The organism is Pseudomonas sp. ATCC PTA-122608 (genome assembly GCF_001952855.1).
GTDB lineage: Bacteria > Pseudomonadota > Gammaproteobacteria > Pseudomonadales > Pseudomonadaceae > Aquipseudomonas.
In genome coordinates, this window is sequence record NZ_LPNO01000001.1 from 38,779 (window position 1) to 53,744 (window position 14,966).

The following is a 14,966-nucleotide window of genomic DNA, read 5'->3' on the forward strand; positions in this document are numbered from 1 at the left end:
AGCTTGCTCCCGCTGGGCTGCGCAGCAGCCCCAAAGCAGGCGACCGAGTTTTCTGAGAGATTGAGGGATCAGCTTTCAGGGCCGCTTCGCAGCCCAGCGGGAGCAAGCTCCCTCGCCACAGCAAGCTCCCTCGCCACATGAATTTTAGGCTTTTTCCCAAACCTCAAAGTTGTACGCCGGCTTATCACCCTCAGCCGCATTCTCGACATTCGACACCAGCTTCCACTGGTTCAAATCAAACTCGGGAAACCACGCATCGCCGTCCGGGCTCAACGCCACCCGCGTCAAATACAGGCGATCCGCCTGCTCCAGCCCCTGGGCATACAACTGCGCGCCGCCGATCAGCATCAGCTCATCCACGCCCTGCGCCTTGGCCCATTCCTCAGCCCGCTCTACTGCTGCGTCCAGGGACGGAAAAACTTCCGCACCTTCCAGCGCCAAGTCGGTCTGACGGCTGACCACAATGTTCAACCGGCCCGGCAACGGTCGACCCAGGGAATCCCAGGTCTTGCGCCCCATGATGATCGGCTTGCCCAAGGTGGTGGCCTTGAAATATTTGAAATCCCCCGGCAAATGCCAGGGCATGCTGTTGTCGACGCCGATCACACGGTTTTCACCGAGGGCTGCGATCAGGCTTAAAGGGAGAGTTTTTTTCATGGCGACGAGAATACCAGAGGCGCGCGCGGCATMCCCCAACCGCCGTTCCAGCGGTTATGCTCCAAGCTCACTGGCTCAACAGGATGACGCGTGACAGCTCTGAATCCCCTGCAAACACTCTGGCTGACCGAAACCGTGCGCCTGCGCGAGGAACACGCCGGCGCCCTGGAAGACCAGGAAGCCAATCGCCTGGCCCGCAGCAGCGGCGGTGACTTGCCGACGCGCATTCAAAACCGCGCGCTGTGGCTGGCTGAACGCGATGGCCTGACCGCCGCCCTGACCCGCTGGCTGCAGGGCGCGCGCCTGGCGCTGATCCTGCTGGCGGTGGTTGCTATCGTCAGCGGTGCCGGCCTGGCCTTTGCCGCGCTGGGCAACGGGCTGGCGCCGGTCAATGTGTTCTGGGCCCTGGGCAGCCTGCTGGGTTTGAACCTGATCCTGCTGTTGAGCTGGGCCCTGGGCCTGTTGTTTGCCGGTGAACACGGCGCGAGCCTCGGCCGCCTGTGGTTATGGCTCAGCGAAAAACTCGCCCGCGACGCCAAGGCCGCGCAACTGGCGCCCGCCCTGCTGCTGTTGCTGCAACGGCGCAAACTCAATCGCTGGGCCGTTGGTGTGCTGGTCAACAGCTTGTGGCTGCTGGCCCTGCTCAGCGCCCTGCTGATCCTGCTGACGCTCTTGGCCACCCGGCGCTATGGCTTTGTGTGGGAGACCACCATCCTGCGGGCCGATACCTTTGTCGCCGTGACCCAAACCCTCGGCGCCCTGCCCGCCTTGCTCGGCTTCAATGTGCCCACCGTCGAGATGATCCGCGCCAGCGGCGATGCCGCCCTGAATATCGAAAGCGCCCGCCAGTCCTGGGCTGCATGGCTGGTTGGCGTGCTGCTGGTGTACGGCATCCTGCCGCGGCTGATCCTCGCGTTGCTGTGCCTGTGGCGCTGGAAACGCGGGCGCGCCGCCTTGAGCCTCGACCTTAACCTGCCCGGCTACAGCCAACTGCGTGAGCGGCTGATGCCCAGCAGCGAACGGCTTGGGGTCAACGATGCAGCGCCCGAACAGTTGCACAACGTGACCGGCGGCGTCAGCGAACTGGAAAGCGACGGCGCCCTGCTGGTGGCCATTGAACTCGATGACCAACGCACTTGGCCGCCGAAGCTCCCGGCCAGCGTCAAGGACGCCGGCATCCTCGACAGCCGTGAATCCCGCAACAAGCTGCTGGAGCAACTCACCCGCTTCCCGCCCGCACGCCTGGCCATCGCCTGCGACCCACGGCGCTCGCCGGATCGTGGCAGCCTCGCGCTGATTGCCGAACTGGCCCGCAGCGCCACCGCCACCCGCGTCTGGCTGCTGCAAGCGCCGGCGGGCCAGGCGCTGGACGCGGAACGTTTGGGTGATTGGCATACAGCATTGCAGCAGTTGCAGATCCCGTTCGCTGATTGCGCGCCGCTCACTTGGCTGGAGACCGGTCATGACTAAGCCCCTGAAACTCGCCGTGGTCGGCCACACCAACGTCGGCAAGACCTCGTTGCTGCGCACCCTCACGCGAGACGTCGGCTTCGGAGAAGTCTCCCATCGGCCCAGCACCACCCGGCATGTGGAAGGTGCTCGGCTGTCGGTAGACGGCGAAGCCTTGCTGGAGCTGTACGACACGCCCGGACTGGAAGATGCCATCGCCCTGCTCGATTACCTCGAGCGCCTGGACCGCCCCGGCGAACGCCTCGACGGCCCGGCACGGCTGGCGCGTTTTCTGGAAGGCAGCGAGGCCCGGCAACGCTTCGAACAGGAAGCCAAGGTGCTGCGCCAACTGCTCGCCTCCGACGCCGGGCTGTATGTGATAGACGCCCGGGAGCCGGTGCTGGCCAAGTACCGCGATGAGCTGCAAGTGCTGGCCAGCTGTGGCAAGCCGCTGCTGCCAGTGCTCAACTTTGTCAGCAGCGCCGACCACCGCGAGCCGGACTGGCGTGAAGCCCTCGCCCGCCTCGGCCTGCACGCACTGGTGCGTTTCGACAGCGTCGCGCCACCGGAAGACGGCGAGCGCCGCCTCTATGAAAGCCTCGCCCTGCTGCTGGAAAATTCCCGTGGGCAACTGGAGCGGCTGATCCTCGATCAGGAAGCCCAGCGCCAGGCTCGCCAGCAAAGTGCTGCACGGCTGATCGCCGAACTGCTGGTCGACTGCGCCGCCTGCCGCCGCAGCGTGGTCAGCGAAGCCGAGGTAGAACAGCAAGCCATCAGCGAACTGCGCAAAGCCGTGCGCCAGCGCGAACAGCGTTGCGTGGAGGCCTTGCTCAAGTTGTTCGGCTTCCGCCCGCAAGACGCCGCCGCCAGCGATTTACCGCTGCTGGACGGGCGTTGGGGCGATGACCTGTTCAACCCCGAAACCCTCAAGCAACTGGGCGTGCGGGTCGGTGGCGGTATCGCAGCCGGCGCGGCCGCCGGTGCGGGTGTGGATCTACTCGTAGGCGGCCTGACCCTCGGCGCCGCTGCGCTCGCCGGGGCCATCGCCGGTGGCGCCCTGCAAACGGCTCGCAGTTATGGCAGCCGCCTGCTGGGCAAGATCAAGGGCCAGCGCGAGCTGACCGTCGACGACAGCGTGCTGCGCCTGTTGGCCCTGCGCCAGCGGCAACTGCTCAAGGCCCTTAACCTGCGGGGTCACGCGGCGATCCACAGCATCAAGGTCGACACACCCCAGGACAAGACCTGGCGCGAAGGCAAGCTGCCGGAAGCCCTGAACAAGGCCCGTGCCCACCCGCAATGGTCGTCCCTTAACCCGCACCCCAAGTTGAGCCAGGCCGAGCGCCAGGAACAGATCGAAGCCCTGGCCCAGCGCCTGGACGAGACCTAAGCCGCCAACAGTTGCCGGGCCTTGGACTTCAGCACTTCAAGGTCCAGCACCGGCACGTGCATTTCCTTGGCCTGTTCATCCCAGTGGCGCATGCGCAGGCTGACGGCGCACAGCGGATCCTGCTCGAACGCCCGTGCTTCCTCGGCAGTCATCACGCCGCCCTGGTAACCCAAGGTACGGCGGCTGGCTTCGCTCAAGCGTGCGTAATAATCCGGCTGGCTGAAGGTCAGGTAACGCTTGGCTTGCACGTGGTATTCCACCAGCTTGGCCATCCGCTCGCTGAAGCCTGCGCGGCGCAGATAATCGGCGCCCAGCCGTTCATGGCTGACCACGCCATAGCCGCCCATGTTCTCGCCACCTTGGCCGCAAATATGCCCGATATCGTGGAAGAACGCCGCCAGCACCACTTCATCATCGAAGCCCTCAGCCATGGCCAACTGCGCAGCCTGGGACATGTGCTCGATCTGCGAGACCGGTTCGCCGATGTAGTCAGCGGTGCCGTGTAGTTCATACAGGCCGAAGACCTCGGCGATTGCCTGTTCAGTGTTCATCAAGCACTCCCCCACAGCTCTGTGATATTGCGCTCGGCCATCGCCGGCCCGACGCTCATGCCCACGCCGGTGTGCATCAACGCCGCGCTCACCCCGGGTGCCGCCCGCAGGAACGAAAACGGCCCTGGGCCACGGGAACCATAGACACCCTGCCAGCGTTCCACCACCTGGATCTTGCAGCCCAGCGTCTCTTCGGCCAACTCGATCATCCAGGTGTCCACCTGCTCAGTGTTGAACGGTGAAGGGTCGCTGCCGTAATGGTGGGAGTCACCGATGATCAGCTCGCCATAAGGCGTTGGGCTGATCAGCAGATGAATGCCGTTTTCGTGCAGATGCGGTACATCCCGCAGAATTTCGGCCTGCACCGGCGCGGCTTCCGGCAAATCAGCGAAGGCGCCGTAGTGGACGCAGCTCAGACCGGTCAGCAGCGCGTGTTGCAGGTTCAACGCCACCGCAGGCCGGGCGCGCAGCATTTGCAGGCGGCAGATTTGCGGGTTGAGTTCGGCGATCTGCTCGGCCAGCAGCGTCTGGTAGTCGTGGCCGGAGCAGACAATGATCTGCTCGCCGCGAAAGGAACCGGCGGTGGTGTGCACCTGCCCGGGCTCGATGTCGCGGACCAGGGTGGAGAAGTGAAACTCCACGTTGAGTTCGCGGCTCAGGTAGTTGATCAGCGCCGGGATGGCTTCGCGGGAATACAGTTGCTGATCGTCCAGGCCGTGAAGCGCGGCGCGGTGATGCTTGAACTGGCCGCCGTAAAGGTCGTGCAGGGCGGCACCTTGCAGCAACTCGACGCGATAACCGTGCTCCAGGGCGCGACCGGCGCAGAAGGCTTCAAGCAAGTGCTCTTCGGCTTCGGTGCGGGCGAACAGATAGGAGCCGTTGCGTTTGAGCTGGATACCGGCGAGCTGTGCCCACTGGCCCCAGATTTCGCGGCTGTCCCGCGCCAGGTCGAGCATCGGCCCGGGCGGCTGGCCGGTGACCAGTGCCTGGCCGAAGTTGCGCACGGAAGCGCCCAATGGAGTGGCGCTGCGCTCGAAGACCTTGACCTTGAGGCCGCGTTTGGCGGCCGCATAGGCGTGGGAAAGGCCGAGGATGCCGGCGCCGATGATCAGCAGTTGTGTCATGAAGTGATGTCCTGAATTCGAGACCGCCTTCGCGAGCAAGCCCGCTCCCACATTTTGATTTGTGAACACATTCAAAATGTGGGAGCGGGCTTGCTCGCGAAGAGGCCATCAGCCCAACCCGAAAAATTACTGACCCGCCACCTTTTCCGACTTGCCGTCATAGCGCTTACGCCATTCGGTCAGGATGCTGTCGCGGTTTTTCGACGCCCAGGCGAAGTCGTTCTTGATCAGCCGCTGCTCATAGTCAGCCGGCAATTCGGTCTGCGGTTTGGCGATGCCCGGCTGGGCCAGTACCGCGAAGTTTTCCTTGTACAGCTCCATCGCCGCCGGGCTGGCGGAGAAGTCGGCGAGTTTCTGTGCCGCGTCCGCGTGGGCAGTGCCTTTGATCACGGCAGTCGCTTCGATGTCCCAGCCCAGGCCTTCTTTCGGCAGGATGATGTCCAGCGGTGCACCCTGGCGCTTCAGTTGAACGGCCGGGTATTCAAACGAAATGCCGATCGGGAACTCACCCGAGGCCGCCAGCTTGCACGGCTTGGAACCGGAGTGAACGTACTGGCCGATGTTCTGGTGCAGGTCGTCCATGTACTGCCAGCCCTGCTTCTCGCCGAAGGTCTGCAGCCAGGCGCTCACATCCAGGAAACCGGTGCCGGACGAGGCCGGGTTGGGCATCACGATCTTGCCTTTGTACTCAGGCTTGGTCAGGTCTTGCCAGCTCACCGGCTTGCTCAGGCCCTGCTTTTCGGCTTCAACGGTGTTGAAGCAGATAGTCGCAGCCCACACGTCCATGCCGACCCAGGCCGGCGGATTGGCGGCGTCGCGGTAGTTCGCACCGATCTTGCCCAGGTCCTTGGGTGCGTAGTTTTGCAGCATGCCCTGCTGGTCGAGGATCGCCAGGCTGGAAGCCGCCAGGCCCCAGACCACGTCAGCCTGCGGGCGGGATTTTTCGGCCAGCAGCTTGGCGGTGATGATGCCGGTGGAATCGCGTACCCATTTGATATCGATGTCCGGGTTAGCCTTTTCGAAGGCCTGTTTGTAAGTCTTCAATTGCTCGGCTTCGAGGGCCGTGTACACGGTCAACTCGGTCTTGGCGGCAAAGGCATTCAGGCTGAACGCAGTGAGCACAGCAGCGGCTAACGCCAGGGGCTTGAACATGGTGCAGTTCCTTTATGGATGATTTATTGACCGGGCACGGTTTGGCGCCAGGCCTGGGAGCGGCGCAACAAGCCGCGTGAGGCCCACGCCAGCAGCAAGGACACGCCCGCCGAGGTGAACAGAATCAGGGTCGACATGGCCGCCGCGCCGCCGACGTTGCCGGCGTCGTCCATGTTCAATACGGCGACTGCCGCGAGGATGGTGTCGGGGCTGTAGAGGAAGATCGCGGCGGAGACGGTGGTCATCGCCGAGACGAACAGATAGCGCACGATGTCCAGCAGCGCCGGCAGGCAGATCGGCACGGTGACCCGCAGGTAATGCCGGTACAGCGGCGCCTTGAGGGACAACGCGGCGGCTTCGAACTCGGCGTCCAACTGGCGCAGGGCCGTGGTGGCGGTCATTTGTGCGGTGGTCAAATAGTGAGCAATGGTGCACACCACCAGCAGCGTCATGGTGCCGTAGAGCACATGCAGCGGGTTGCCGTTGAGGTTGAAAAAGAACACGTAGCCCAGGCCCAGCACCAACCCTGGCACCGCCATCGGCACGAAGCTGAGCATGCGCAGCGCCAGGTTCAGGCCCTTCTGGCCCTTGGTTTTTTCCATCAGGTAGGCGCCGGTAAAGATCAGCACACTGCCGATCAATGCAGTGCACAGGGCCATGGTGATGCTGTTGCGATAGGCCAGCCAACCGCCGCCGGCCGTGTCCTCGAACTGGTAATGGGCCAGGGACAGCGACAGGTTATAGGGCCAGAATTTCACCAGCGACGAGTAGACCGCCATGCCAAACACCAGCAACAGGATCGCGCAGATCAGCAGGACGATGGCCAGGTAGCAGCCATCCCGCAGCTTCGACGGTGCCGGCTGGAACACTTGGGCGCGGCCGCTCATGGAGTCGCCATGACGGCGGCGCAGCCAGGCGTCGACGCCGAAGCTGAAGAGTGCCGGCAGCAGCAGGACCATGCCGATCAAGGCGCCCCGGCCGAATTGTTGCTGCCCGACCACGGCTTTGTAGGCTTCCAGGGCCAGTACTTGATAGTCGCCACCGACTACCACGGGCACGCCGAAGTCAGTGATGGTCAAGGTGAACACCAGGCAAAATGCAGCGAAGACAGCCTGACGCGTCGCCGGCCAGGTGATGCTGCGGAACGCCCGGGCGGGACTCGCGCCCATGCTCGATGCGGCGTCAAACAATCGTGCGTCCGCCAGGGAAAGCGCTGACAACAGGATCATCAGGGCATGGGGAAAGGTGTAGATCACTTCACCGAGGACGATGCCCCAGAAGCCATAGATGTTGTCCGACAGCAGCCCGCGCAGCATGCCCTGGTTACCGAACAGGTAGACCAGCGCAATCCCGGGCAGCATCGACGGCGCCATCAATGGCAGCAGCGACATGCCGCGCCAGATCGCCTTGCCGGGAATCAGCGTGCGTTGCAAAGCGTAGGCAAACAGGTAAGCCAGCGGTACGACGATGGCCGCCACACTGAGGGAAACCTTCAGGCTGTTACCCAGCAACCAGTGGAAGTTATCGCTGGTGACCAGTTCCCGCGCAGCCACCAGGCCACCGCCCTGCCCGGCTTCACTGCTGAAGCCGCGCCAGAAGATGGCCAGCAGCGGCAGCAGTACCGCGACGCCCAGCAAACACAGCCAGAGCAGCTTGCCGCCGATAACAAAAATACGGTCGCCGACTTCGGCACGGGAAACCTGACGAGCCACGTTATCGGGTATCGGCAGAGTTATATCGCGGGCCATCTCAGGCAAACACCTGCAGGCTGCGCGGGGGCAGCGCGACCCAGATGTCCTGGGCGCCGAGGCGTGGCATGGCTTCCGGGGCCAGTTCGGCCAGCAGCGGATGGCCGGGCAGTTGGTCCAGCTCAAAGCTCATGCGGCAGCGGTTGCCGAGGAAGGTGATCTCGCGGACCTTGGCCGGGAACAGGTTTTCTTCATGCACCGGCGGGTTGACGTTGATGGCTTCCGGGCGGCAGAACAGGCGACCCGATTTTGCGGCACCCGAGTTTTCCGCAAGACGCATGTTCATCCCGCCGACCTGGGCGTGGCTGTCGCTGTTGCGGCTGAACGGCAGCCAGTTGCCCTGGCCGACGAACTCGGCCACGAACGGCGTGGCCGGGCGATCGTAGATTTCCTGGGGCGTGGCGTACTGCTCGACCTTGCCGTTGTTCATCACGGCAATGCGGTCGGCCATCAGCATGGCCTCGTCCTGGTTGTGGGTGACCATCAGGGTGGTAATGCCCAGGCGGCGTTGCAGTTGGCGAAGCTCGGTGCACAGATGCTCGCGTACCCGGGCGTCGAGGGCCGACATGGGTTCGTCCAGCAACAACAAGGACGGCGCCGGTGCCAGGGCGCGGGCCAGGGCGACGCGCTGTTGTTGGCCGCCGGAGAGTTGACCGGGGAATTTCTTTTCACTGCCCACCAGGCCTACCAGTTCCAGCATCTGCCCGACGCGCTTGCGCACCTCATCGCGGCCACTGCCAGTGAGGCCGTAGCCGATGTTCGCTTCGACGGTGAGATTGGGAAACAGCGCGTAGGACTGGAACAGAATGCCGTAGTCCCGTGCCTGGGGTGCCAGTAGGGAAACGTCGCGGTCGCCGAGGTACAACTCGCCGCTGTCCTGGCGTTCAAGGCCCGCGATGCAGCGCAGCAAGGTGGTCTTGCCGCAGCCTGACGGGCCCAGCAGGCACACCAGTTCGCCGGCGGCGACATCCAGGGACACGTTATCCAACGCGGTAAAGGCGCCGAAGCGTTTCTGCACACCGCGCACCTTCATTGGCGCGCCGGGGCGGGTCTGAGCTGTGTTCATGGAGGCACCTCATCAAACTGATGAAGGTCATCCTAGGCAGGCAATGCGTCCCTCTTGTGGCAGAAAGGCAAAACGTGGCGATAGTGGTATTGGTGGATTTGGGTAAGGTTTACCCCGTATCTATAGCCTAGCGCTTGTGGCGAGGGGGCTTGTCCCCCGTTGGACTGCGCAGCAGTCCTAAACCCTGCTGGCGCGATCTGCCAGGAAAAATGCAGTGACCTTATTGGGGCTGCTTCGCAGCCCAACGGGGGACAAGCCCCCTCGCCACAAAAGCCCGCTCGCCATGGAAGCAAGTTAGCCTGCCGGAGACATTTCCTGCGCCAACCCCAGGAAAGCCGCCGGCAATCGGGCACCCTTTCTCTCTTTAAGACAGTACAAATATTCGGGAATCTGCGGGGCATTCTCGATGGTCAGCACACGCAGTTGCGGATCGTGGGGCACTTCCTGCCGGGCGATGATGCTGATGCCGATGTTACGCAACACCGCCTCACGGATCGATTCCCGACTGCCGATCTCCAGCAACGGCCCGTAACTCACACCGGCGCCCTGCAGCATCTCCTCGGTTAACCGACGGGTGGTGGAGCCCGGCTCGCGCATCAGCAAGGTGTGCCCGGCCAGCGCGGTCAACGGCACATGGTCGAGCACTGCCAGCGGATGATTGCGATGCACCGCCAGCACCAGCGGGTCCATGCCCAGTACCCGCCGGATCAGGCGCGGGTCTTCAAGCAACTGGGATGAAGCAGCGACGTCGACGCGGTAGTCATCCAGCGCTTCCAGCACCTGCTGGGAGTTGCCGATTTCCACCGAAACCTCAACCTGCGGCAGCCGCTCACGGAAGGTTTTGACCAGGTCGAGAATGTAATAAGGCGCCGTCGCGGCAATCCTCAACGCGCCTTGCACCTGGCCGCTGTTACGCAGGAAAAACTCGATGTCCGCTTCCTGCTGCAACAGCGCCTTGACCATCGGCAACAGCCGCGCGCCTTCGTCGCTGACGGTCAGGCGGCGCCCGCCACGGTAGAACAATTCCACCGAGTACTGGCTTTCCAGGTGACGAATCTGGGTGGTCACCGTGGGCTGGCTCAGCCCGAGCTTTTTCGCCGCCTGGGTAATACTGCCCAGGCGGGCGACCATGTAAAACGCCTTCAGCTCGGCACTCAGCACACCACCCTCTCATCGACTATTTGCGCAACAGGCGCAGACCATTGAACACCACCAGCAGGCTCACGCCCATGTCGGCGAACACTGCCATCCACATGGTGGCCATCCCAAGGAAGGTCACCGCCAGGAAGATCGCCTTGATCACCAAGGCCAGGGCAATGTTCTGCTTGAGGATACTCGACGTGCGCCGCGACAGTTGAATGAATGCCGGAATCTTGCGCAGGTCGTCGTCCATCAGCGCCACGTCGGCGGTCTCGATGGCGGTGTCGGTACCGGCGGCGGCCATGGCAAACCCGATCTCGGAACGGGCCAGCGCCGGGGCGTCGTTGATGCCGTCGCCGACCATGCCCACCCGGTGGCCCTTGGCGTAGAGCGCTTCGATGGCTTGCAGTTTGTCGGTGGGCAACAGGTCGCCCTGGGCCTGGTCGATGCCGACCTGATCGGCGATTGCCTTGGCGGTGTGGGTGTTGTCGCCGGTGAGCATCAGGGTCTTGATGCCCAGGTCATGCAACTGCTGGATGGCCTCGCGGCTGGTGTCTTTCACGGTGTCGGCCACGGCGAACAGCGCCAGCGGGCCGGACTTGTCCAGCAGCAGGACCACGGACTTGCCTTGTTTTTCCAGGGCGAAGAGTTTTTCTTCAAGGGCCGGCGAGCACAGGTTCAGCTCTTCCACCAGACGGTGATTGCCCAGGTAATAGACTTCACCATTGATTTCACCCTTCACACCGCGACCCGCCAGGGCTTCGAAGTTATCCACAGTGTGAACGGTAAGATTCTTATCCACCGCCGCGTTGGCGATGGCCAGGGACACCGGGTGATCGGAGCGCCCGGCCAAGCTCGCGGCCAGGGCCGGCGCGCTGTCTTCCATGTTCGGGAACAGCGACAGGTAATCGGTTTGCACCGGTTTGCCGTGGGTGATGGTGCCGGTCTTGTCCAGGGCCAGGTAGTCGAGCTTGTAACCGCCCTCCAGGTACACGCCGCCCTTGATCAGGATGCCTTTGCGCGCCGCGGCGGCCAGGCCGCTGACGATGGTCACCGGGGTGGAAATCACCAGCGCACAAGGGCAGGCGACGACCAGCAATACCAGCGCACGGTAGATCCAATCAAACCACGCGCCTGCCATGAACAGCGGCGGAATCAGCGCCACGCCCAAGGCAAAGATAAACACCGCCGGGGTGTAGACCTTGGCGAAGGTGTCGACAAAACGCTGGGTTGGCGCACGGGCGCCTTGGGCCTGTTCCACGGCGTGGATGATCCGCGCCAGGGTCGAGTTGTTGGCGGCGGCGGTGACTTTGTATTCCAGGGAGCCGGCCTGGTTGATGGTGCCAGCGAAGACTTTGTCGCCCAGGGTCTTTTCAATCGGCAGGCTTTCACCGGTAATCGGCGCCTGGTCGATGGTGGACTGGCCGGAGGTGACTTCACCGTCGAGACCAATGCGCTCGCCGGGGCGAACCCGCACGATGGCGCCCAGTTCGATGACTTTGACATCCTGTTCAACCCAACTGCCGTCGGCCTGACGAACCGTGGCCTGTTCCGGGGTCATCTGCATCAAGCCACTGATGGCATTGCGAGCACGGTCGAGGGACTTGGCTTCGATCAGTTCGGCCACGGTGAACAGGAACATCACCATCGCGGCTTCAGGCCACTGGCCGATCAGGATCGCGCCGGTGACGGCGATGCTCATCAGGGCGTTGATGTTCAGGTTGAGGTTTTTCAGGGCAATCCAGCCCTTTTTGTAGGTGGTGAGGCCGCCACTGAAGATCGAGATCAGCGCGACCAGGGCGATCACCCACGTGGGGGCTGCGTTGGTGAAATGCAGCACTTCGGCGCCTAACGCACCGACGCCAGACAGGGCCAGCGGCCACCAGTGCTTCTTCGCCGGCGGTTCCGTCGGGGCGACGCCCTCTTCGATGGGATCCGCCTGCATGCCCAAGGACTTGATGGCCTCGATGATCGGCGCGGTAGTCGGCAAATCGTGCGTCACACCGAGGATGCGGTTGATCAGGTTGAATTCCAGTTGCTGCACACCGGCGAGCTTGCCCAGTTTGTTCTGGATCAGCGTCTGCTCGGTGGGGCAGTCCATGGCTTCAATGCGGAAGGTGCTCAGCCGCGAGCCCGCCGTCGGGGCTTCAGTCAGCTTCACCAGCGCAGGCGCCGCTTTGCTGGAACAGCAGGAATCGCCATGGCTGCCATGGTCGTGCTTCTGCACAGGTTTCAGCTTGGGGCCATGATCGTGCGCGTGGTCATGATCATGGTCGTGCTTGTGCGGGGTGTGGATGGAGTCGCTCATTCTGTCGCGTCCGTAAAGGTGCCTGTTGCCAAGTAAAGACCCTGTAGCCACTATAGGGTCAAGCACCCTTTTGGAGATTGCTGCGATGAAGATCGGCGAATTGGCAAAATTGACGGATTGCCAGGTGGAAACCATCCGTTATTACGAGAAGGAAGGCCTGCTGCCGCCGCCTGCGCGCAGCGATGGAAACTACCGCCTGTACACCCAGGCGCACACCGAACGGCTGGTGTTTATCCGCAACTGCCGCAGCCTGGACATGACCCTTGAGGAAATTCGCAGCCTGCTGGGCCTGCGGGACAGTCCTCAGGACCAGTGCGAAAGCGTGAATGCATTGATTGACGAGCACATCCACCACGTGAAGGCGCGGATCGACGGACTGCTGGCGTTGCAGGAACAGCTGCTCGACCTGCGCCAACGCTGCGGCGGCGGGCCGGATCTGGATCAGTGCGGGATTTTGCAGCGGCTGGAAGTCAGCGGGAGTGTCGCGGCCAGCGAGGCTGAGCCCTCACATGTGGGCAGAAGCCACGGCCATTGAATGTGTACACAGAACAAATGTGGGAGCGGGCTTGCTCGCGAAAGCGGTAGATCAGTCATATTTCCGGCGACTGACACACCGCTTTCGGGAGCAAGCCCCCTCCCACATTTAGACCGAGACCGCCTTTAAATGGCTACGTCGGCCTTGATGCTCGGGTCGGCGTCGTAGCCCACGATTTCAAAGTCTTCGAATTTGTAATCGTAGATCGACTCGGGTTTGCGCTTGATCACCAGTTCCGGCAGCTTCTTCGGCGTGCGCGCCAGCTGGGTCTGGATCTGCTCCATATGGTTGCTGTAGGCATGGGTGTCGCCCGTGGTGACGATGATCTCGTGAGGGATCAGGTCGCACTGTTGGGCCAGCATATGGGTGAGCAACGCCAGGGCCGCGGTGTTGTACGGCAGGCCGAGGAATACATCGGAGCTGCGGATGTACAACTGCATCGACAGATGACCGTCATGCACAAAGGCCTGGTACAGCAGGTGGCAAGGCGGCAGCGCCTGCTTGCCGTCGCGGGCGTTTTGCTGGGGGCTTTTGGTCTCGTCCGGCAGGTACTCGACGTTCCAGCCGTGGAACAGGATGCGGCGGCTGTTGGGGTTGGTCTTCAGCGTCTCGACCATGTAGTCGATCTGGTTGATCTTGCCGCCGTCCTTGGTTGGCCAGGCGGTCCACTGCTCGCCGTACACCGGGCCCAGGTCGCCGTCTTCGGTGGCCCATTCGTCCCAGATTTTTACGCCATTCTCGTTCAACCACTTGATGTTGGTGTTGCCACTCAGCATCCAGATCAATTCGTTGGCGATGCTTTTGAAGTGAAGCTTCTTGGTGGTCAGCAACGGGAAGCCGTCGGCCAAGCTATGCCGAAACTGACGGGCAAACACCGCCTTGGTGCCGGTGCCGGTGCGATCGCCCTTGGTCAGGCCATTGGTCACGACATCGTTCAGTAGTTCGAGATATTGCTTCATGTCTATACCTGTTTCGTTGAAGCCGGGACCCTCGGGCCCCGGCGTTCGAATTTAAAGCGCGGTGTTCTTGATGCCTTGCGGGCGATTGTAAGCCCACCACAGCAGACCCAGGCCGGCGATGATCATCGGCAGGCTGAGAATCTGACCCATGGTCAACCAGCCCCACGCCAGGTAGCCCAGCTGCGCATCCGGCACCCGCACGAACTCGACGATAAAGCGGAAGATCCCGTAGAACAGCGCGAACATGCCCGACACGGCCATGGTTGGGCGTGGCTTGCGCGAGAAGATATAGAGGATCAGGAACAGCGCCACACCTTCCAGGGCGAACTGGTACAGCTGCGACGGATGACGCGGCAATTGCGCCGGGTCGCTGAACGGCGGGAACACCATGGCCCACGGCACGTCAGTCGGCTTGCCCCACAATTCGGCATTGATGAAGTTACCGATACGCCCGGCACCCAGGCCAATCGGCACGAACGGCGCGACGAAGTCCATCAGCTGGAAGAACGACTTGCCGTTACGCCGGCCAAACCACCAGGCAGCGATCATCACGCCCACAAACCCGCCGTGGAACGCCATGCCGCCCTTCCACACCTCGAAGATCAGCGTCGGGTTGGCGATGTAGGCTGACAGGTCGTAGAACAGCACATACCCCAGGCGTCCGCCGACGATGACCCCCATCGACATCCAGAACACCATGTCGGAGAGCTTCTCCTTGGTCCAGGTCGGGTCGAAACGGTTCAGGCGCCGGGAAGCCAGCAGCCAGGCACCGCCGATGCCGATCAGGTACATCAACCCGTACCAATGGATTTGCAGCGGACCGATGGCCAAGGCCACCGGGTTGATCTGCGGGTAAGGCAGCATTGCGACTCCTCGTTAAATCAATAGTC

The 14,966-nt window shown here is 62.8% G+C and carries 13 protein-coding genes; 3 read left to right on the forward strand and 10 right to left on the reverse strand.

Annotation, left to right across the window (positions count from 1 at the left end; all coding sequences use genetic code 11):
* Positions 1 to 144 precede the first annotated feature (144 nt).
* Positions 145 to 657 (reverse strand): dihydrofolate reductase, encoded by a 513-nt coding sequence (locus tag AU074_RS00210; RefSeq protein WP_008438965.1) that lies wholly within the window; start codon positions 655 to 657, stop codon positions 145 to 147.
* A 90-nt stretch (positions 658 to 747) separates the two neighbouring features.
* On the opposite strand from AU074_RS00210, the gene AU074_RS00215 reads away from it, so the two are divergent.
* Together AU074_RS00215 and AU074_RS00220 are read left to right on the forward strand one after the other, a co-directional pair.
* The gene (locus AU074_RS00215; protein WP_076013017.1) at positions 748 to 2,127 is read left to right on the forward strand and encodes a DUF2868 domain-containing protein; all 1,380 of its coding nucleotides are present in this window, start codon (positions 748 to 750) and stop codon (positions 2,125 to 2,127) included.
* Positions 2,120 to 3,493 carry a DUF3482 domain-containing protein gene (locus tag AU074_RS00220; RefSeq protein ID WP_076013018.1) on the forward strand — a complete coding sequence of 458 codons (1,374 nt, stop codon included), beginning with the start codon at positions 2,120 to 2,122 and terminating at the stop codon, positions 3,491 to 3,493. Before AU074_RS00215 ends, AU074_RS00220 begins: the two co-directional genes overlap by 8 nt.
* Here AU074_RS00220 and AU074_RS00225 read toward each other — a convergent pair.
* The 7 genes from AU074_RS00225 to AU074_RS00255 all read right to left on the reverse strand — a co-directional run bounded on the left by AU074_RS00225 (position 3,490) and on the right by AU074_RS00255 (position 12,582).
* A complete protein-coding gene (locus AU074_RS00225; RefSeq protein ID WP_076013019.1) occupies positions 3,490 to 4,044 on the reverse strand; it encodes a phosphonate degradation HD-domain oxygenase in 555 nt (184 codons plus the stop codon). The genes AU074_RS00220 and AU074_RS00225 overlap by 4 nt on opposite strands.
* Entirely contained in the window at positions 4,044 to 5,168 is a 1,125-nt protein-coding gene (locus AU074_RS00230; protein ID WP_076013020.1) for a TIGR03364 family FAD-dependent oxidoreductase, read from the reverse strand. The genes AU074_RS00225 and AU074_RS00230 overlap by 1 nt, the downstream gene beginning before the upstream one ends.
* Before the next feature lie 126 nt (positions 5,169 to 5,294).
* Positions 5,295 to 6,320 carry a putative 2-aminoethylphosphonate ABC transporter substrate-binding protein gene (locus AU074_RS00235; protein WP_076013021.1) on the reverse strand — a complete coding sequence of 342 codons (1,026 nt, stop codon included), beginning with the start codon at positions 6,318 to 6,320 and terminating at the stop codon, positions 5,295 to 5,297.
* A 23-nt stretch (positions 6,321 to 6,343) separates the two neighbouring features.
* Positions 6,344 to 8,068 (reverse strand): putative 2-aminoethylphosphonate ABC transporter permease subunit, encoded by a 1,725-nt coding sequence (locus AU074_RS00240; RefSeq protein ID WP_076013022.1) that lies wholly within the window; start codon positions 8,066 to 8,068, stop codon positions 6,344 to 6,346.
* 1 nt (position 8,069) lies between these two features.
* Complete coding sequence (locus tag AU074_RS00245) at positions 8,070 to 9,134, reverse strand: putative 2-aminoethylphosphonate ABC transporter ATP-binding protein (RefSeq protein WP_076013023.1); 1,065 nt, start codon at positions 9,132 to 9,134, stop codon at positions 8,070 to 8,072.
* 294 nt (positions 9,135 to 9,428) lie between these two features.
* Positions 9,429 to 10,295, reverse strand: a complete 867-nt coding sequence (locus tag AU074_RS00250) for a LysR family transcriptional regulator (protein WP_076013024.1) — start codon at positions 10,293 to 10,295, stop codon at positions 9,429 to 9,431.
* A 16-nt stretch (positions 10,296 to 10,311) separates the two neighbouring features.
* On the reverse strand, positions 10,312 to 12,582 hold the full coding sequence (locus AU074_RS00255; protein WP_076013025.1) for a heavy metal translocating P-type ATPase: 2,271 nt from the start codon (positions 12,580 to 12,582) through the stop codon (positions 10,312 to 10,314).
* 85 nt (positions 12,583 to 12,667) lie between these two features.
* On the opposite strand from AU074_RS00255, the gene cadR reads away from it, so the two are divergent.
* Positions 12,668 to 13,117, forward strand: coding sequence for a Cd(II)/Pb(II)-responsive transcriptional regulator (gene cadR / locus AU074_RS00260; protein WP_017476559.1), 450 nt, complete (start codon positions 12,668 to 12,670; stop codon positions 13,115 to 13,117).
* Between the two features lie 125 nt (positions 13,118 to 13,242).
* On the opposite strand, the gene AU074_RS00265 is transcribed toward cadR, so the two are convergent.
* Complete coding sequence (locus AU074_RS00265) at positions 13,243 to 14,076, reverse strand: thymidylate synthase (RefSeq protein WP_076013026.1); 834 nt, start codon at positions 14,074 to 14,076, stop codon at positions 13,243 to 13,245.
* Positions 14,077 to 14,127: 51 nt separating this feature from the next.
* On the reverse strand, positions 14,128 to 14,940 hold the full coding sequence (lgt, locus tag AU074_RS00270; RefSeq protein WP_076013027.1) for a prolipoprotein diacylglyceryl transferase: 813 nt from the start codon (positions 14,938 to 14,940) through the stop codon (positions 14,128 to 14,130).
* Between the last annotated feature and the right edge of the window lie 26 nt (positions 14,941 to 14,966).